At 41.5% G+C, this 19,689-nt stretch carries 18 protein-coding genes; 16 read left to right on the plus strand and 2 right to left on the minus strand.

The window, feature by feature from the left end; genetic code table 11:
- Positions 1–184 precede the first annotated feature (184 nt).
- From JNUCC32_RS10200 to JNUCC32_RS10255, 12 genes are all read left to right on the plus strand, one after another.
- On the plus strand, positions 185–1,213 hold the full coding sequence (locus tag JNUCC32_RS10200) for a glycoside hydrolase family 113 protein (protein ID WP_192571905.1): 1,029 nt from the start codon (positions 185–187) through the stop codon (positions 1,211–1,213).
- A 28-nt stretch (positions 1,214–1,241) separates the two neighbouring features.
- Complete coding sequence (locus JNUCC32_RS10205) at positions 1,242–1,835, plus strand: TetR/AcrR family transcriptional regulator (protein ID WP_192571906.1); 594 nt, start codon at positions 1,242–1,244, stop codon at positions 1,833–1,835.
- 505 nt (positions 1,836–2,340) lie between these two features.
- Positions 2,341–2,703, plus strand: coding sequence for a VOC family protein (locus tag JNUCC32_RS10210; RefSeq protein ID WP_192571907.1), 363 nt, complete (start codon positions 2,341–2,343; stop codon positions 2,701–2,703).
- A gap of 310 nt (positions 2,704–3,013) precedes the next feature.
- Positions 3,014–3,547: a GNAT family N-acetyltransferase gene (locus tag JNUCC32_RS10215; protein WP_192571908.1), complete on the plus strand. Its 534-nt coding sequence runs from the start codon at positions 3,014–3,016 to the stop codon at positions 3,545–3,547.
- A 303-nt stretch (positions 3,548–3,850) separates the two neighbouring features.
- Positions 3,851–4,486: an HAD family hydrolase gene (locus tag JNUCC32_RS10220; protein WP_192571909.1), complete on the plus strand. Its 636-nt coding sequence runs from the start codon at positions 3,851–3,853 to the stop codon at positions 4,484–4,486.
- A gap of 512 nt (positions 4,487–4,998) precedes the next feature.
- The gene (locus tag JNUCC32_RS10225; RefSeq protein ID WP_192572645.1) at positions 4,999–5,772 is read left to right on the plus strand and encodes a DeoR/GlpR family DNA-binding transcription regulator; all 774 of its coding nucleotides are present in this window, start codon (positions 4,999–5,001) and stop codon (positions 5,770–5,772) included.
- Positions 5,773–5,823: 51 nt separating this feature from the next.
- Positions 5,824–6,162, plus strand: a complete 339-nt coding sequence (locus tag JNUCC32_RS10230; RefSeq protein WP_192571910.1) for an NIPSNAP family protein — start codon at positions 5,824–5,826, stop codon at positions 6,160–6,162.
- A gap of 495 nt (positions 6,163–6,657) precedes the next feature.
- Positions 6,658–7,650 (plus strand): phosphotransferase enzyme family protein, encoded by a 993-nt coding sequence (locus JNUCC32_RS10235; RefSeq protein WP_192571911.1) that lies wholly within the window; start codon positions 6,658–6,660, stop codon positions 7,648–7,650.
- A 101-nt stretch (positions 7,651–7,751) separates the two neighbouring features.
- On the plus strand, positions 7,752–8,654 hold the full coding sequence (locus JNUCC32_RS10240) for a DUF3885 domain-containing protein (protein WP_192571912.1): 903 nt from the start codon (positions 7,752–7,754) through the stop codon (positions 8,652–8,654).
- A gap of 189 nt (positions 8,655–8,843) precedes the next feature.
- Complete coding sequence (locus tag JNUCC32_RS10245) at positions 8,844–9,737, plus strand: phosphotransferase (protein WP_192571913.1); 894 nt, start codon at positions 8,844–8,846, stop codon at positions 9,735–9,737.
- A 154-nt stretch (positions 9,738–9,891) separates the two neighbouring features.
- Positions 9,892–10,407, plus strand: coding sequence for a GrpB family protein (locus JNUCC32_RS10250; RefSeq protein WP_192571914.1), 516 nt, complete (start codon positions 9,892–9,894; stop codon positions 10,405–10,407).
- Positions 10,408–10,762: 355 nt separating this feature from the next.
- Positions 10,763–11,335, plus strand: a complete 573-nt coding sequence (locus JNUCC32_RS10255; protein WP_192572646.1) for a YdcF family protein — start codon at positions 10,763–10,765, stop codon at positions 11,333–11,335.
- Positions 11,336–11,813: 478 nt separating this feature from the next.
- On the opposite strand, the gene JNUCC32_RS10260 is transcribed toward JNUCC32_RS10255, so the two are convergent.
- A complete protein-coding gene (locus JNUCC32_RS10260) occupies positions 11,814–12,428 on the minus strand; it encodes a TetR/AcrR family transcriptional regulator (RefSeq protein WP_192571915.1) in 615 nt (204 codons plus the stop codon).
- Positions 12,429–12,608: 180 nt separating this feature from the next.
- Here JNUCC32_RS10260 and JNUCC32_RS10265 point away from each other — a divergent pair, with 180 nt between their 5' ends.
- A complete protein-coding gene (locus JNUCC32_RS10265; protein ID WP_192571916.1) occupies positions 12,609–13,475 on the plus strand; it encodes an SDR family oxidoreductase in 867 nt (288 codons plus the stop codon).
- Between the two features lie 779 nt (positions 13,476–14,254).
- Here the strand turns inward: JNUCC32_RS10265 and JNUCC32_RS10270 are convergent.
- A complete protein-coding gene (locus JNUCC32_RS10270; protein WP_192571917.1) occupies positions 14,255–14,626 on the minus strand; it encodes a hypothetical protein in 372 nt (123 codons plus the stop codon).
- Positions 14,627–14,798: 172 nt separating this feature from the next.
- Between JNUCC32_RS10270 and JNUCC32_RS10275 the strand changes: the two genes are divergently transcribed.
- The 3 genes from JNUCC32_RS10275 (at position 14,799) to JNUCC32_RS10285 (ending at position 19,331) form a co-directional block, all read left to right on the plus strand.
- Complete coding sequence (locus JNUCC32_RS10275; protein ID WP_192571918.1) at positions 14,799–17,693, plus strand: immunoglobulin-like domain-containing protein; 2,895 nt, start codon at positions 14,799–14,801, stop codon at positions 17,691–17,693.
- 418 nt (positions 17,694–18,111) lie between these two features.
- Positions 18,112–18,504, plus strand: a complete 393-nt coding sequence (locus tag JNUCC32_RS10280) for a MerR family transcriptional regulator (protein ID WP_228468927.1) — start codon at positions 18,112–18,114, stop codon at positions 18,502–18,504.
- Positions 18,501–19,331, plus strand: coding sequence for an NmrA family NAD(P)-binding protein (locus tag JNUCC32_RS10285; protein WP_192571920.1), 831 nt, complete (start codon positions 18,501–18,503; stop codon positions 19,329–19,331). The genes JNUCC32_RS10280 and JNUCC32_RS10285 overlap by 4 nt, the downstream gene beginning before the upstream one ends.
- Positions 19,332–19,689 lie beyond the last annotated feature (358 nt).

Here is a 19,689-nt window from a genome sequence, read left to right on the forward strand (position 1 = left end):
AAATAAGTAACGCATGATTACTCACACCTACGCAGGAAGGGCTTTGACTCATAACGTCAGACAGTACCATCCACTCCTCCAATTGTTCATCAGACATTGCATTTTGCGATATTTACATGGATAGAGATATCAAGTAATATATAAAATGACTGACCGGGTCAGTACTGTAAAAAGGGGGATTACATTGAAAAATCAAATCCATAATAGTCTATATCAAAAAGGAATTAACTATGATGCGGGAACCAACTTTAATCCCGGTTCTCTTACACGCAAAATTTGGCGCAAAGATTTATTGGAGCAAGAAATTCGAATCATCAGCGAGCAGTTGCATTGCAATTCAATTCAAATTTACGGTACAGATATTAACAGATTGATGGAGAGTGCAATAGTTGCCTTAAAAAATGGACTTCACGTCTGGCTTCAACCACGTTTAGTTGAAGGCAACCAAGAAGAAACACTGGCACATTTATCGATGGTTGCACAAGCAGCTGAGGAACTTCGGAAGCAATACCAGAACATTGACCTAAATATAGGCTGTGAACTTTCTATCTTTTCTTCCGGTATTATGCCGGGAAGCAATTTTGAACAAAGAGCCTCAAAATTGTTCAGTAAATGGTGGTTGCTGCCCTGGTATAACAAAAAATTGAACGATTATCTTAGAAAAGCGTGCGCAACTGCCAGAGCAAGCTTTAATGGGAAGCTTAGCTATGCAGCGGCACTTTGGGAACAGGTTGACTGGAAAGAGTTCGATATCGTTGGTTTGAATCTCTATAAGATGTCCTATAACGAATCTAAATACGTGAAGAATTTACGGAAGTTCCATCGTTACAATAAGCCCGTTACCATATTTGAATTTGGGTGCTGCACCTTCGAGGGAGCAGATAAGAAGGGGCCTTCGGGGCATGAAATTGTAGATACTACTGGGACTGTCCCTGAAATAAGAGGCAATGCAGTGAGGAGTGAGAAAGCCCAAGCAAATTACATTTTGGAGCTTCTTCAAATCTATAAACTAGAACATATATACGGCGCATTCGTTTATGATTTTATTATGCCCAATAAACCTCATTCTCCAGACCCTCGTTATGATTTGGATATGGGGAGCTATGGTATAATTAAGGTCTATCCAGAAGACTCCGATCAGCCTTACTCAAGTGGCTATTGGGAACCTAAAAAAGCTTTTCAAGAGATTTCGGAATTTTATAAAAATAATTAAATTCAAATAAAAGGAGAGGGAGAGTACCATGGCATCACAAGAAGGGAGTAACCCGATTCGCAATGATCGAAGAGAACAAATACTTCGTGCAGCGCTACAAGTCTTCTCGCGAAAGGGTATCATCGAAACCAAAATGAGTATGGTTGCTGAAAAGGCAAGAATCAGTAAGGGTCTTTTATACAATTATTTTACATCCAAAGACGAACTTTTCACGACTCTCGTTGAATGGGCGTTAAGCGAATCACATAGAACAATGACTTACGCTTATAAGTTGCCCGGAAAACCGATCGAAAAAATTAGAATCCTTACGGAAATGATTCTCGCTGAAGGCGACGGAACCTATTTTATGCTTATACACCAGGCACGAACATCTGATGAGACACCTGAGAAGGTGAAAGAGCTCCTAAAACAATACTCTATGGATACCTACGTTGATGAATTGCTTCCGATATTCCTAGAAGGGCAGCAAGCAGGCGAAATTATTGATATAGAACCAAGAAAACTTATAGCTGGATACTTGTCTGTCATCTCCGGCCTTATGCTGTTGGGTATACCAGAAGATGGTCATTTTCAACAACCGGATGCTGATTTGATCTTGCGAATGATAGCATCCAATCAGTAAGTACAGTTACAAACAGTGAAATATTGCCGATTGTTGGCAATGGATGAAAAGATGGCTCAAGGTGATCAAACCTGCTGACCTGCATACGGTTTCCACCCGCTATTGGGTGGAGGGATCGGTTGACCAATAAGACCATTCCGATAACATTGAGATGTTCAGGCGGGGTGGAGTTGTCGGGTGACAAAAACATATTAACATTAGAAGCCGCTGATAATGCGGCTTTTTATATTTATGTTATCAAGTTTGTCAAAACACAATGACAAGTCGGCACCGAGCCATGGACAAGAACTTGTACCGATTGCCGTAATGGACAAGAACATGAGCCGATTACCGATTAGATAAGTATCTAACTATGTTTCCATGCAAACGCATTAAGCTAACGGGCAGGATAGTTAAATAAATTCACGAATACTCTACATATCGAATTATTTACGAAGTTAGTAAATAAGATGTTATACGAAAGAACGAAGCTGTCTTGATAAAAACCAACCAAAGGAGCATCGAAATGATTAGTCGATTCCATCACGCTCAAATTACAATTCCAAACGGCAAAGAAGATGAGGCGAGAAACTTCTATTGTGGGATCTTGCAACTGAAGGAAATATTAAAACCAGAATCCTTAGTTGGCAGAGGTGGTTTTTGGGTTCAGGTTGGAGATCAACAGTTACACATTGGAACTGAAGATGGTGTAAACCGATTATTAACAAAAGCTCATTTAGCTTATGAAGTGAATGACATAAAAGCTATTGAAAAACTACTAACAGACAATGGGATTGAAATTCTGAAATCCGTACCTATACCAGGATATGAAAGATTTGAATTCAGGGATCCATTTGGCAACCGAGTAGAGTGTATAAAACCAGTATAAAAACTAATAAAGACTTAATTAAAGACTATATAAAAACTATATAAAAGCTGTATAAAGATATTTTCTGGGGCAACTCAAGATTCCTTCGTCTAACATTATGTTCATGCATCGGGGGCAAGCCCCCTAGGTCCGCAAGAAGTAAGAAGTGATAACGAAGAGGAATTTCTGCGCAAGGAAGCAGATTCAGCGGACACACCTGCACTGCCTAACCGCGTCGCGGGCGGTTCCTTCGGAACCTTAAGGCAGTGAGGCGTCGTGAACACGGAAACGTTACATGAAATCAATGCTGTTTATTTTGGAGGATCATTCAATGGAGGTTTATTTAGAAGCATTATCAGAACAAGATTTTACAACGATCATAGAATGGATAAATCAAAAAGATGAAGATTTCATCGTACAATGGGCAGGTTTAACTTATTCCTATCCATTAACCATAGAACAATTGAAAGCACATTACAGTAAAGGAATAAATACGATTGAATCGGATGTTTTTATATATAGGATCAAAGAGGCAAAGCAATTTGTTGGCACAATACAACTTTGCAGGTTTAATAAAGATCTTGAAGAAGCTGTAATTGGAAGATTTTTAATTGGTGAAACGCAAAATCGAGGAAGAGGAATTGGAAGCAAGGCATTAAAGGAAATTGTAAAGATTGGATTTGAACAATTCAGATTAAAGGCAATAAATTTAAACGTATTTGATTTTAATATATCGGCAATTAGATGTTACGAGAATATTGGTTTTGAGAAGATGAATCGTAAGGAGAATGTATATCAAGATAAAGCAGGACGCACATGGAATAATATCGAAATGAAATTAATTAAAGATAATTTTGTGGGCTAATTCGAGAGGGCACTGACATCATGTAACATAATATTCACGCATCGGAGCCTGGCGGCTCCTCGGTCAGTTAGATTTGATCGGCAGAAGAGTAGATTCAGCGGACACATCCGCACCGATTAACCGCATCGCGGCCGCAGACCCTGGGGGGCCTTAAGTCGGTGGGACGTCGTGAATACGGGAACGTTATATGAAACCACCCGAAAAACCCAAAGAGCTAAATGAGGAGAGGCCAGACTACCTTAATGGTAATCAACGGTGCGTTATTGCATGCATGGTTGGCTGATAACAAAGGAGAACAAAACAATGAAAAAATTCATACTCTTTGATCATGATGGTGTACTGGTTGATACTGAATATTGGTATTTTAAAGCGGGAGAACGCGCTCTGGCTGACATTGGATTTACCTTGGATAAGGATCAATACCTTCGCGACATGACTCAGTCGTTAGGTACTTGGTCACAAGCTAGAGCGGCAGGTATAAATGAACAGACAATCAGCAAGCAGCGTGAGGTACGCAACGCCTATTATCAGGAATATCTAAGAACAGAAACCATAGAGATTGAAGGCGTAGTTGAAACTCTAGCCGAACTGTCAAAGTACGTTCGCATGGCCATCGTGACGACTGCAAAACGTGCGGATTTTGAAATTATTCATGAAAAACGCCTGATCAGACAATTCATGGAGTTCATTCTTGTTCGTGAAGACTATGAGCTCACTAAGCCGCACCCTGAACCTTACTTGACCGCTCTAAGGCGGTTCGGCGCTACCAAACAAGAGACCTTGGTTGTAGAGGATTCAAACAGAGGTTTGAACTCAGCCGTTGCAGCCGGTATCGATTGTGCTATTGTCCATAACGAGTTTACAAAAACGCATGACTTTTCACAGGCCAGCTATCGAATCAAGACTTTGATTGAACTAAAGGACATTATTCTATTGTGAGTTATTCGTGGAAGTCGGGTGGTATCATATAACACTGCATTCACACTGCTATTCGCTGGCGCGTCCCTTGGTCCGCCCGAGGATTTTCGAGGAAGAGGAGGCAGGCGGACAACCCTGCACTGTCCGATGCTTTCAAAAAATGTCGAGAGACAAGAACATGGTCTCATAGAAAGTCGCTATATTAGCGGCTTTTTTGCTTTATCGGTACAAGCTCTTGTCCCGAGTCGAGGACAAGAATTTGTACCGATTGCCGAAAAGGACAAGAACATAAGCCGATTACCGATTAGATAAGTATCTAACTATATTTCCATGTTCATTGCGATAGTATATTAATAAATTCCGTCTTTGGCTTTCTTAAATCGACACTTAGAGAGTTGCATGAAACTGAACATAAACGATTTTTTTGGTTAAATATACTAGCATAAATGAATAAAACGGAATATAATTGAACTATTCATGGTATAAAAATGAATAAACGGGAGGAATAAAGCTTGACTAAGGAAGACACCGTGATGTTTGCTGAAGAACGACGGGAAAAGATCCTAGCATTGCTGAATGAAGAGAAGCGTGTTATGGCCAAAGACTTGGCGGAGAAGTTCCAGGTTTCAATTGATTCGATCAGACGTGACTTCTCCATTATGGAAGAGCAAGGATTGCTTAAGAAAACTCACGGTGGTGCAATTCCGTCCGTAAAGGTACGACATGCCCCTCCATTACCAGAAAAACGATACAGTGAAGGAACACCGCAAGGAAATGCGATTGCCAAACTGGCTGTGTCATATATTCGAGAAAACGACACTGTATTTATTGGTAGCGGTTCATTGTCCTATGTGTTATTGAAGCATCTGCCCGATCAAATACCGCTTACAATCGTTACAAACAGCATGCGAGTAGCCGATGTTTTAAAGGAACGTCAGGGGGTTGAAACCTATCTGATTGGTGGTCGGGTAAAGCCATCAGGAAATATTACCGACGTACTCGCAAACGAATTCATCCGCCAATTTAAGTTTGATATCAGCTTCGTTACGGGGGGCGGTATCTCGGAAGAAGGTATTTTTGTGGCCACGCCTGAAGTAGGGGCATTCGGACGGGCAGTATCGGCTGCATCACGCCGCCGAATTGGGATCGCAACACACCATACCCTTGGCAACGAAGGATTTGCAAAGGCTGGACAGATTGAAGATTTAGATCTGTTGGTTACAGATGAGGATGCTGATCCAGTAACTATCCAACGGATTCAAGCGTTAGGCATTAAGGTCATCGTGGCTCAGGTAGAGGGTAAATGACTGAACAAATCAGATTATTCACTTTCAAACTAATTGAAGGGTGTGACGACTTTGTTCTATAGAAGAAAGTTTTACATTGTAAAAAATGATTTTGTTGAAATCTTAAACACACATTTTAATGAAACTAATTTACCTAATCAGATTAAGCATGGAGCTCGATTGTTAGGAAGGTGGATGACACCTACGAATAATTCGACTACAGAAATTTTTGCTATTTGGGAATATGACAGCTTTGAGAAGTACGAAGAAATAGAAGCAAATGTCAGGAGTGATAGTGAGCACCTTAAACGTATAAGTAATTGGTATGAAAAAAATGGCGGTAGAGATTATGTATACAAGGAGTATATTTTAGAAGTGAGGAATGAGCAGTTAATATCAACAATATTATAGTAAGGATGTTCAATATAGATTAATTTGGAGCAGTTAGCCACAGTATTCAAAGAATGTCGGGGGACAAGAACATAATCCCATTAAAGTCGCTATTTGTCGGGGGACAAAAACATAGTAACATTAGAAGCCGCTAATTAAGCGGCTTTTTATTTTTTATGTTATCAAGTTCTTGTCAAAACACAATGGCAAGAACTTGATAACATTCCCGACTGATGACAAGAACATGGTTACATTCCCGATATGATTTCATCGACGGCGGCGGATACCCTTTAACTAACGGGCTGGTTAAACCATTTATTATAAGTAATCTTTCCATTGACTGTTAAAACTTGGATGGTTATGATTACAGTGTAAAAAATGCTTCTTGGAAGTGAGGCTTACGTATGTCACCAGGTATACATTTTATTAAATTGAGGTAACAGAAGGCCAGCAGAAAATAAGCTCTATCGAGAGATGAATAGTTCAATCACGACTCGATTTACCCAAGGAGAACCCATGGACCCACATATTAAACTACTGTTTCTGGATGAACACGCCACAGAAGGTGCCGCGCGATTCGGTTTGAGCCTGGAAGAGCTGTCATTCATTGGGGGCTTTCAAAATTTTGTCTATTCCTATAATCGCGAAGGATGCAAATATATTCTCCGTTTCACACCTAGTACTCTGCGTGCTCAGAAAGGACTTGAAGCAGAATTAGAATGGATCCGTTATCTGGCGGAGAATGGAATGTCAGTCTCAGAGCCGATCCCTTCAGTTCAAGGGATAGACGTCGAACGTGTCTCTGGAAAGATAATCGATTTCTACGCGACCTCCTTCAGACATGCTCCCGGTCGTAAAATTGGATACCCGGAATGTCTAAATAATCCCATGCTCTATGAGCAATGCGGACGCATGACCGGCCATCTTCATGATCTGGCCAAACGTTATGAACCTTTGACCAGAAGACACTCGTGGGAGCGCAACGATTACCTTTTACTCGCCCGGAAGTATTTACCGCCCGAGCATGCACCAATCCTTCGTATCCTTGTTGAACTTAAAGAGCGTTTGACTAGTCTGCCTGTTACTCCGGATAATTTCGGTCTAATTCACGGGGATATCAATGTAGGCAATTTTATGGTCGACGAAACAGGTGAAATCACACTCTTCGATTTTGACGAATGCCAATACAGTTGGTATACAGAGGACATTGCCAATCAACTCTATTATTTGCTTTATGTATTCGGGGAAGATTCGAAGACCGAACGGAAAGTGCAGTACGAACTCTTCATTGAGCATTTCGCACGAGGCTATACAGAAAATGGCCGACGGCTGCCAGAAGGCTGGAAGGATCAGTTGTTACTCTTCCTTAAGCTTCGCGAAATAATTGTATTCGTTGGTATGAACCGGAGCTGGGATTTACGTCAGCCGGATAATTGGACTCGCGATTTTCTGAAAGACAGTCGGATGCGGATCATCAAAGGATTATCGTTGATCGACGATTTTCTATAATATTCAAATAAATGGATAGCGCTGAATAACGGGAGACGATAGCTCAATTAAGACATGTAGGCAGCTACTTAGTAAGACTTTAAAGCGAAGGGATATACGTGGTGAATATTATAAAAGAAATGAAAGCGCATGGTCCTTACATTCGTTTTGAACTAGGACTCGACAGCTTGATGGATGAAGCATATCGAAGGGAGAGTCTTCGTCGTGCACTAGCCATTTATCGTTCAATTTTTGGTTCTGAAGACGATGTGATTTTTATTCATCGCACCAGCCATAGTAAGAGTGAAAAACGAGTTCAAAAGATCCACTTAAAACGCTTTTTCACAACGCGATTAAGGCTATTGCAATCGCGCACTTTGCCATATGAGTTCGATGAATCGGATGACGAGCTTTACACAAGAGAATGGATCGTTGAAGTTAAGACTAAAGAATTACGTATGCCTTATGTACTTGAATCCATTGAAAATGGCGACTTCATACGTAAACCAACATCCGGTGGGCGGATTTACCTATACAACAAATCAAATGACATTTTGTTTCACATGTATGACGATCGGGGCTGTGATGTTTTCAGTTCCGACAAAAGCGCTCTTCTGCCACTCTACCATCTACACCGAAAATGGATCCTGGATTATAACCGCTACGAAATCGACAGCATATTCGATGAGGGACTCGCCGGTATCGTAGAAACGGACGAAGAAAAAAAACTTCGGTGGATACTTGATAACAAAAAGGTTTCTGATTCTGGAATAAATCTAAGGCGAGTTAATACCTGTCATATATTGCATCATTTTGAGATTCCGTCCGAAAACGCCGATAAGTTTGAAAAAGAAATCTCATTCACGTCATTCGCGATTCGGCGCTTATCTATTACGGATGATCAGTTTACGTTTATAGCTACCAAAACACAAGCCATAGCTCTTATTAATTATCAGACGCATCTCATGAGTATGTTCGGTAAAAAGTATGGAGCCTATAAAGGATGGAGCTTTGATAAAGCTTAACTATTTCGCTAACGGGACACGATAGCTCAATAAGAACAAGAAGTTAGCCGATCCACGTGGATCGGCTGCTTTTGTTTAACTAAAGGGCAGGTTAAAATGGAAATTTGTAGAATACATTAATTGCTACGGAATTTAAGTGGGTACAAAGAATGAAGGTACAACAATATTTTAACGAGGGGAGTTCCATCCATGGCTATCGAGTCTAAACTCCAGCAACTCTTTCGCGAACCGATCGAACGGATTACATATCTTGATCCTGGTTACTCCGGGCATGCCAGCGATGTGTGGTTGGTCAAAACAGCTCGGGAGGAGCGTGTCGTGCGTTCGTCCAGATGGACCGAAGCACCGACACATGAGTTTTGGTGGGGGTGCCTCGATCTATTCGGGATCGATCCCAGACGAATGCGACATTTCGAAGCAAACGTTGCCATGCTCGGTGCTATTTCGGGATTTCCCGCACCTCGGGTGCATGCGCGTGCAGTTATCGAAAACAAGGAATATCTTATTGTCGAGAAAATGAATGGAGAGGCACTTCGGTCATTCATCGGGCAATCTGATGCGCTTCTTCATCAGTTAGGTGTCTGGATGGCCCAAGTGCATTTAAATCGTTACGATTACTTCGGGAACCTTTCCTCCGGCCAAATTGATCGAAAAGAATCCTTTCATGCTCGTATGTCCCAAACCATTCGGCAGCTTGTCGAGCGCGATTATAAGAATGATAGCAATATCATGATGCAGGTCGATGCTATTATCAGTGAGCTTTTTATACTACCATTACCGGATCACTTCTGTCCTGTGTTTATTGATCTGGATCCGTCCCAGTTCTTAATTCAAGACGGGATGTTGTCTGCTGTCGTCGATGTTGAAGCCTATGCGATAGGCCCACGTGAATTTGATTTTGTCGGACTAGAGTATGTGCTGGATGAGATATCTGCAGTTTCTTTCCTTAATGGTTATTCGACAATCCTTGATCCCCCCGATTTATCTAAATATCGCAAGGTGTACCGCTACTTCTACCGTTTGTTAGGAGTTCAAGGGTCTGTCGATTTGAATCAATGGTTCGCGAAGCGGGCAATATTCTGATAGCCCTGCCATTCAACTACCGAGAAAGGTTAGTTGAAAATAGCATGGAATAGTTTGCCGGGCAGGCAATGTTCAATTTTCGTAAAGATTTAACGCCATCAATGATTCTAATAATCATAGAAGAGGTAGTTATCATGGATTAGGAGGATGTTTGATGGGCACCAAGCTAATCGTTGTTGAGTACAATCCTAATTGGGTTAACAAATTTGAAGAGTTAAGGGATTTTGTGTTCCCAGTATTAAGTGATCTTGAGGTCACTATAGAGCACGTTGGAAGCACGGCAATCCCAAGAATAGCAGCAAAGCCAATTGTTGATATAGATGTGGTAATCCCTACACAATCAGATGTTCTTGTTGCTGTTACAAGACTTGCAAAGCTAGGATATGTTCATGAAGGAGATCTAGGGATACCAGGAAGAGAAGCTTTTATTCCGCCAAGAGATGTAGATTGGCATCACCTTTATTTATGTACTGTTGACAATGCTGAGTATAAGCGTCATATTCTTTTTCGAGACTACTTGAGAAATCATCCGGTAGACGCAAAAAGATACAGTCAGTTGAAACAAATGCTTGTTAAACAATTTAAAGGTGACCGTTCCGGTTATACAAATGCAAAAAGCGATTTTGTAAGAGACATACTAAAACGTGCTGGGTGGAATGATCTTAATTAACGAGCAGTGTTATTCAACTAGGGCAGTAGTTCTTGATGAGAGTTCTTGTCGGGGGACAAGAACATATTCCCATTGAAAGTCGCTAATTTAGCGGCTTTTTTATTTTATCGGTACAAGTTCTTGTCTCGAGCCAAGGACAAGAACTTGTACCGATTGCCGAAAAGGACAAGAACATGTTCCGATTACCGATTAGATAAGTATCTAGCTATGTTTCCATGCAATTGATTAAGCTCACGGGCAGGATAGTTTAATAAATTCACGAATACTCTACATATGGAATTATTTACTAAGATCGTAGATAAGACGTTATAAGAAATAGGTGCAAATCATGAAAATATTAGAGAGGATGAACGACATGCCCTATCCATTTGACTGTATTACTGAGTTTATGTTTTTCGAAACTGCTATTGAACCATCTGATGTAATACTAATACCTGGTGGTAGTCATCCTCAACTAATGGAGAGAGCTGCTGAGTTATACCATAAGGGTCTGGCTCCTTATATACTCCCTTCAGGCGGGCCAACTCCAAATGTGTCCTCTACTGAATGGGAATTTCTTCGAGATGTTGGATTGAGTTTGGGTGTACCAGAAAGTTCAATTTTATGTGAGGATAAAGCCACAAATACATTTGAGAATGCAAGATATTCTTGGAAGTCTCTTCAACATCATAGGATTAACCCAAGAAAGGCAATATTAGTTTGCAAGTCTTATTTTGCTAGACGAGCTTTACTTACATACCAGGTTGAATTTCCTAATGAGGTTGAATTTTATGTAAGCTCGGTTACAGACAAGACAGGTACCACAAAAGATAATTGGTATTTAGATGAGCAAAAAATAACTTATGTAATGAATGAACTGACGAAGGTAGGGCAATATTTCAAACACCATATCCCAAATTGGGTAAATGGTCAGTTAGGGAAATTGTAGGCCATCTATATTATTGGGATAAATTCATTTTAGAGCAACATGCATAATAAGAGGCCAATGATATAGATTTCTGCAGAAGAGGCATGAGAGGGTTCTTAAATTTCATCTCCTCTCGGAAGAAACGCACCGAAGGGAACCAAAGCATTCGGACTGCTATTAATGAAAATATTCGGAACTCTTCCTGATCAATCATCTTGGCCATTACTTATTGCGGCGACGGATTCGACAATCACCGGAGATGTTTACGTAGGGCTAGGAATGAATCCTCTAAAGGCTAAGAAACCGAAGTTTGTAGATTTCCCCAAAAAGGCATTGTATGTGCAGCTTGCGGAAAAACTTTGGTTGAGAAGTTAACCGGAGTACATTATGACTTGTGAAAAACTATCAAAGATGGCTCCTTTTTGTTTGCCTATAGACCGTTACGATGAACCGTACCATAAGTGACGGCGGAAAATATTGGATAGGGAGATCAGTAATTTTACCTTCTCGGCAAGTGGTTCGTATCAAGTAGTTGAAAGGCGCCGTTTCCTATCAGATGCGTAATCATTAATGCGATCTCTCCAGGCGATTGTCGTCTATCTGTATCAATCCAGTGCTGAAGGATGCTTAAATTCGCCGATGCGATACTAGCAATGAGAAAATCGAAGGGCAGTAAAGAATTTGATACTTTAGGATGTTCAGAATTCAGTATGTTGGATAAATGTTGCTTTATTAAATAATCCTTAATTCGAATCCTGTAGGATGGGTCGCCTTTAGGTCCGAGAATAACTCGGAAAAAATCTGCATTTTCCCCACAATACTCAACCACATCCACTAATGAGGGGTAAGGCGCTTTGTTATTTGCAAAATGCAGGTAGTCGAATGGATCTAGTTTGTCTATACGTTCTCTCAAACCTTCCCATACTTCTTCCTTTACTTTTTGGAGCATATCCATGGAATCCGTATAGTGTAGATAAAAGGTGCCACGATTTACGTCTGCTTTCTTGGTAACATCACTGACCGTAACACGTCCTGCCCCCTTTTCCTCAATTACTTCAAGTAAAGCTTTTTGCAATAGCCGTCTTGTCTTCAGTTTTCTCCGATCCATCTTCATCCCGTGCAAGTCCTCCAATATTTTAGTGAGTAATCAACAGATTTATTCTTATTTATTCATTAGTGTACATATCCCGGATTATCTAATGATTGAGTTTTCCTCGACTCTTCCATACTATATAACTTGTAAATCATGATAATCAACATTTGTGTTGAATAAAATCGGAAGGATAGTGGATTCATGAGTGACTTGAAACAACAGCGCATCGTTATGGTGACAGGAGCAAACTCCGGGCTGGGCAAAGCGACGGCAATTTCTTTAGCAAAGCAAAATGCTAGAGTTGTTATGGTCTGTAGAGATCCACATCGTGGAGAACTTGCAAAAGAGGAAATCGTGAAAGAAAGCGGCAATCCGAAGATCGATTTGTTGATTTGTGACTTCTCCGCACTGTCCAACGTTAGAAGATTAGCGATTGAATACAGTAATAACTATGATCGTCTGGATGTATTAATCAATAATGCGGGCATTATAACGCGAGAGCGGACGCTTACTCTGGACGGCTACGAAATGCAATTTGGCGTCAACCACCTCGCTCCCTTTTTATTAACCAACCTGTTATTAGAACAGCTTAAGATGAGTAAGGCGGGGCGAATCGTAACAGTCTCTTCTCTTGGACATTTTTATGGAAAGATTCACTTTGACGACTTACACTTCTCTAAGCGTTATCGCTATTTTAAGGCCTATGCGCAGACAAAACTTGCTAACATCTTGTTCACCTATGAGCTTTCCCGGCGTTTGGAGGGAACGGGGGTAACTGCAAATTGTCTTAACCCTGGAGAAGCAAAGACCAATATCAGCGTTTATACAGAAGGGGGATTTGCTCAATTTCTAACTTCGCTGTTCACCCCGTTCCTAAAAACCCCCGATAAGCATGCGGATACTTCAGTTTATCTAGCAATGTCTCATGAAATGGAAGGGGTTACCGGTAAATATTTCAGTAACCGAAAAACAGTTAAATCCAAGTCAACCACCTATGATCGAAAATTGGCCGCTCGTCTTTGGGAAGTAAGTGCCGAAATGGTCAATCTGTCGAGTTCTTTAAAATAGGGTAACGGACAACACCGGAACCTCCGGTGTGCTTCAGCGACGTTTTCACAGAAGATTATTCGGTTGTTACGACGGATAATATTAGTTCAATCATGAGTTCAATATTATCGTCAAAGGAGCCGGCCAAAGCGATGAGGGCCATCCATTGACAAAAGTAGGATGGCCTTAATCCTGTCGTTGAAGACAGCACGGTGGAACCGTACCATAAGTGACGGCGAAAAACTTGAGTACGAACCTAAGGGGTGTTGAAAATGCTTATAGTAAATAAGGGTACTAGTATTGGTTGAAGTGCAGAAGATCTAGAAGCTGATGATAGTGTGCTGGGGTCGTTTCTATGAAAAGCTGTCGGAGGACAAGAACATATTCCCATTGAAGTCGTTATTTTAGCGGCTTTATTATGTTATCGGTACAAGTTCGTGTCCCGAGTCAAGGACAAGAACTTGTACCGATTGCCGGAATGGACAAGAACATTTTCCTATTACCGATTAGATAGATATCTAATTAAATATCACAACTTTTTCATTAAGCTAACGGGCAGGTTAGTTTAAGAAAGAAATAAAGATAGCTATTGAACACATTCTTATTATAAAGTGTTGAAATATTGTGTTAGCTTATTTTTGGATATTTAGATAAATAAAAAGCTCTTATAATGTTACCAATAGTATAGGTATATATTGCAGAGGATCCATTGTCAGAATCTTCTAATATAATTATCCACGAAGTGTTGGCTCCCTGTCCCAAGATCCTGGCCTCTGGCCTTTTTCATAAAATTGATTCTCTCAAACTTGTCGGGTTTCATACTTACCATTAACAAGTTTTTTCCATATTACAGGAAAATTATGTCCCGGCTCCCCATAAAAATCATAATAAACAGAGCTCCAACTTGTCTCTATAACAGAAGAAATATTATCAGTATCGTGAATCTTACTTTTTGTTTTGTCAACAAATTGAACTGAGTCTGCAGTTGAATTCGGTACTTTGTTAGCGGTGGGTGCGGCATTGGCTGTGTCGTTAACAGCCTCTTTAGCCGAATGGGTGGCCATTTCAGAGAATGCTAATGGATGCCACACTAAGGAGTGGGTACTGTTGGTTAAACCATTGATTTTTGCATATAACTTACTATCAATCTGTTCGATTTTTGGTTGGGACATCGTGTACAATCCAGTTCACCGTGCCTTCTGAGCAAATAGTAAGTGTTACTTGTATTTACTTATAGGTATTTGAAATCATAATTCATATCCTATATGCAAAATAATTGTAACTCACACACAAGGTATTATGATATTTTATTATTGAACTAATATGAAATTGAAGGGAGGTTAGATGTTGAAAAGGAATTTACCTAAGCAAAGTTTGTATTGCTTCATCATCGCGGTTTTACTTGTTCCGATCATGATCTTTACGCCTTTTTTGCCAACAACAGTATCCGCAGTTGAGGCAGGCGAATTTGTAAAAGCAAAACAAATCGCAGCTGGAGGTCGGGTATCCCTAGCCTTGAAAACGGATGGTACGTTTGCAGCTTGGGGAGCAGATTATTATGGACAAACTAATATTCCGGCAGGGTTAAGTGGTGTTGTTGATATAGCAGTAGGGTCGTACCACTCTTTGGCATTGAAGTCAGATGGAACAGTGGTCGCTTGGGGAGGTTATGCAGGGGCGGATTGGGGTCAAACCGATGTCCCAGCGGATCTTACGGATGTTATTGCAATTGATACTTATGGCTCCCACTCTCTGGCTTTAAAATCGAATGGGACTGTGGTCGGCTGGGGAAATAATGATTTGGGGCAACTTAATCCTCCTTCGGGTCTGACAGACGTGGTTGCTATTGCAACCGCAGGCACACATTCCCTTGCCTTAAGGTCGAATGGCACCGTAGTCGCCTGGGGAAATAATAATTATGGCCAAACCAATGTACCGACGGATCTAACAGATGTTGTTGCCATTGCAGCAGGGTCAAACCATTCTCTGGCTTTAAAATCAGATGGAACCGTAGTCGGTTGGGGATATAATTATTTTGGTCAAATTAATCCTCCTTCAGGTCTGACAGATGTAGTTGCTGTTACTGCTGGAAGCTATTTCTCACTTGCTTTGAAGTCCGATGGTACGGTAGTTGGTTGGGGAATGAATCAAAATGGACAAATTAGGATACCTTTCGGTCTGCAAGGTGTGGTTGCTATAGATACTGCTGGCGATCATACTCTAGCTTTGAAATCGGATGGCACCGTAGTTGCCTGGGGATGGAATGATGATGGTCAAACTGAGGTTCCTGGAGGCTTGCTGCAGAGTTTGGAAATGACAGGTCCTGATGGGAATAAAATACCTTTCGTTTTCGACTCCGATCAATATGCATACACGATTGCTATAGATTCGGATATCACATCCGTTGAGGTGCGTGGAATACCAGAGGAAGCCGGGTATGCTGACATTTACATTAATGGGATCAAACAAACCTCCGAACAAGGGACCGTTGTCCCGATTATCGGTCAAACAGCACATATCTCAGTAGAACATGCTCCATACTTGCTGGCGAATCAGATGTATAACATTAACGTTGTGCGCGAAGCGGACAAAACAGACCTAATCAGCTTGATTGAACAAGCTCAAGATCGTTTGGAAACTACTGTGGAGGGGAATTCTCCGGGACAATATCCATCTAGTGCCAGAACTGCTTTAAGCCAGGAAATTATCGCAATGGAGGCGCTAGTGAGTGACCGCTTAGCTTTAGAAGCTGATGTCGAACAAGGATTGGTCGATCTTCAAGGGGCTCTGGATACATATAACCTCTCCGTAGTACTTGATCAAGAGAGACCGGTCATTACACTTTTAGGTGCCAATCCTATGCGGATAGAAGCAGGAAGTTCCTTTACCGATCCAGGAGCTGTGGCTCAAGACGCACAGGATGGGGATTTGACAGACAGCATTACCGTCACGGGTAGCGTGTACACCGACCAAATTGCTGACTATAGCCTTGAATACAAAGTTTCTGATCATGCTGGAAACACGGCATCTGTAGTACGTAGTGTATATGTCAAGGATACAAATGCGCCTGTCATTACTCTAAGGGGTGATAGCCAAGTTAGCATATATGAGGGCGAGGCATTCACTGATACGGGTGCAACAGCATTTGATTCTTTTGAAGGAGACTTGACGGAGGAAATCTTGGTGAGCGGCGGCGTCGATATTGATGTTCCGGGAACCTATACAATGACTTATAATGTACAGGATTCTTCAGGTAATGTAGCGGCCGAAGTGAGCAGGACGGTTACCGTTAAGAGCAAACCTTCTACCGGCGGACCCGCTTCATCCCCAGATCAAGATACGACCCATACATTATTGAATGCATCCTCACTTCGAAGTATCGAGCTTTCGGCGGGAACGATGAGCCCTTCATTTTCTCCATGGATTAAAAAATACACCGTAACAGTAGATGCTGAGGTAAATGCTCTTCGTATTCGTCCTGCAGCATATGGCCCTAGTAAAATTACGGTTAACGGTGAAACAATAGAAGAAGGCTGGTCGAAGCTTATACAGTTGGGGAATGAAAGCAGCACGGATATCACGATTACAGTGAATTCATATGACGGTCACACCAGTACATATACACTTGCTGTCGATAAAAAGGGTGAAGAAAGTGAACCGTCAGTTAATAATCCATTCAACGAAGCAGAAAAACCGGTTAATTTTGCGGACGTGGCAGGTCATTGGGCAGAGCATGACATTGTTGAAGCGGTGAAAGCAGGCTTCATTACTGGCTTTGAAGATAAAAGTTTTCGTCCAAATCAGCCGGTGACGCGAAGTCAGTTTGTCACAATGTTAGTAAGAGCATTGGACATGAAAGGTTCAGGAAACAGCGCATCATATAGAGATGTGGATTTAATTCCGGTCTGGGCCTTAGAGGCAACAGGGGCTGCACTCGAAGCGGGTATTGCCGGTGGATATCCAGACGGTTCATTTCGACCGAACGCTTCCATTACAAGAGCAGAAATGGCAGTTATGGCCGCCAGAGCGATGAATTTGCCAATCATTGAGGATGAGACAGTGATTTTTTTGGATGCAATTGAGATACCATTCTGGGCCAAACCTTATGTGTCAGCTGCTGCGAAGCAAGGTTTAATCAACGGCCGAGGTGGGAGTACATTTGTACCTAACGAATTAATGACACGTGCCGAAGCGGCAATTATTCTGCTCCGTATGCGATCAAGGGGAAATATTAGTTAATCAATTAAAGGATCGGTAATTAAGTTTACAACAATGGAACAATCTTAAAATAGACAGCTGATCACTTTGTGGGTGACAAAAACATAGTAACAATAGAAGCCGCTAATTAAGCGGCTTTTTTGTTTTATCGGTACAAGTTCTTGTCCCGAGTCGAGGACAAGAACTTGTACCTTTTGCCGTAAAGGACAAAAACATGATCCGATTACCGATTAGATAAGTATCTAGCTATGTTTCCATGCAATTGATTAAGCTCACGGGCAGTTTAACACAGCAAATATTACGAAACCGAACAACATCCTGCGAGTTATGACTAGACTAATTGCCATCCCCTAAGGGGCTCTTTTTTATTTAATCTTTTTTCTTGACCTTTACATTAATGTGAAGCTTTATAATAAAGCTAACGTTCCTAATCGATGAGGTGATCGTTTTGAAGATCGGAAAGGTAAGAAAAATAACTGGCGTTAGTGCCCGTTCGATTCGTTATTATGAGGAGAAAGGATTGATCAAAACATCTCGTCAAGAAAATAATTATAGAGAATATGACGAAAAGGCGATCGAATCCATTAACGCAATTCAACTTTATTTAGGTTTAGGGCTGACAACTGACCAAATTCGGGACATTCTCTTCTGTAGATTTCCTGAGCAACAGGAGCATAAAGATAAAGACGTCTATTGTGAGGAATTACTGCTAATGTATCAGTCGAAAATGCACGAGATTAACCAACAATTAGTTGCTTTAAACAAAGCGAAGTTCAATTTGGCTGAAAAAATCAATCGGATGGTACAAAAACGGGAGGAGGATAATAAATGACTATATTAGTTGCTGGGGCAACGGGAACCGTAGGGCGGCATGTCGTGGACCAACTTCTTCAAAGGGGGCAAAAGGTACGTGCATTGACACGTAATCCGCAGCAAGCCAATCTTCCTCATGGTGTAGAGGTTGTCGCGGGAGATTTAAGTGATCCAAGTACGCTAGTTTCTGCGTTGGTTGGCATCAGCGGCATGCATTTAATTACAACAGGTGCCGAATATGCCCCATTACAAACAGGACCAGAAATCGTTGAGCTTGCTGAGAAGGCCGGGGTGCGAAGGGTTACAGTTTTGTGGAACGGAGAGAATGGCCCTTTTGAGAAGGCGGTTGAGTCAAGCAGTCTGGAGTGGACTCAGCTTCAAGCTTTTGAATTTATGTCAAACGCACGGAAATGGGCGAACTCTATACGCTCCGAGGGGGTTGTTCGAGACCTGTTCGGAGGATCACTGATTGCTCCTGTTCATGAAGCCGATATTGGAAGAGTCGCAGCGGTTGCACTAACTGGGGAAGGTCATGCAAGTCAAATATATACAATAACAGGGCCTGAGAGTTTGTCGGTTCAAGATAAAGTTCGGATAATCAGTGAGGTTATTGGACGTGAAATTCAATTTATCGAAAGCTCTGAAGAAGAAGAACGTGAACAGATGAGGAAAATGGGTGTTCAGGAGGATGCGATAGATTACGTGATTAGTTGGCACCTTAATCCGCCTAAATCTGCTTATACCGTTTTGTCGACAGTGGAGGAAGTAACAGGACACAAACCGTATACGTTCGCAGAGTGGGTTAAGGAGAATGCAGGATTTTTTATCAATTCGGATAACGCTTGAATCTATTATTTTATTAGACAGACGTGTCAGATCACACATCGCTGGTAGCGATATGTTCAACAATTCGTTCTGAATTGTTAAGCTAACGGGAAACGATAGTTGAATAAACGACCAGGGAGAAGCTGCCGTATGATCGGCAGCCGCGTTGCGCTAAAGGGCAGATTTGCGGATCATGACGACGCCACCAAATTGTCTGGGGACAAGAACATGGTCCCATTGATAGTCGCTATTATAGCGGCTTTTTTATTTCATCGGTGCAAGTTCATGTCCCGAGTCGAGAACAAGAACTTGTACCGATTGCCGTAAAGGAACATGAGCCGATTACCGATTAGATAAATATCTAACTATGTTTCCATGC

This window comes from Paenibacillus sp. JNUCC32 (assembly GCF_014863545.1).
GTDB lineage: Bacteria > Bacillota > Bacilli > Paenibacillales > Paenibacillaceae > Paenibacillus_AQ > Paenibacillus_AQ lautus_A.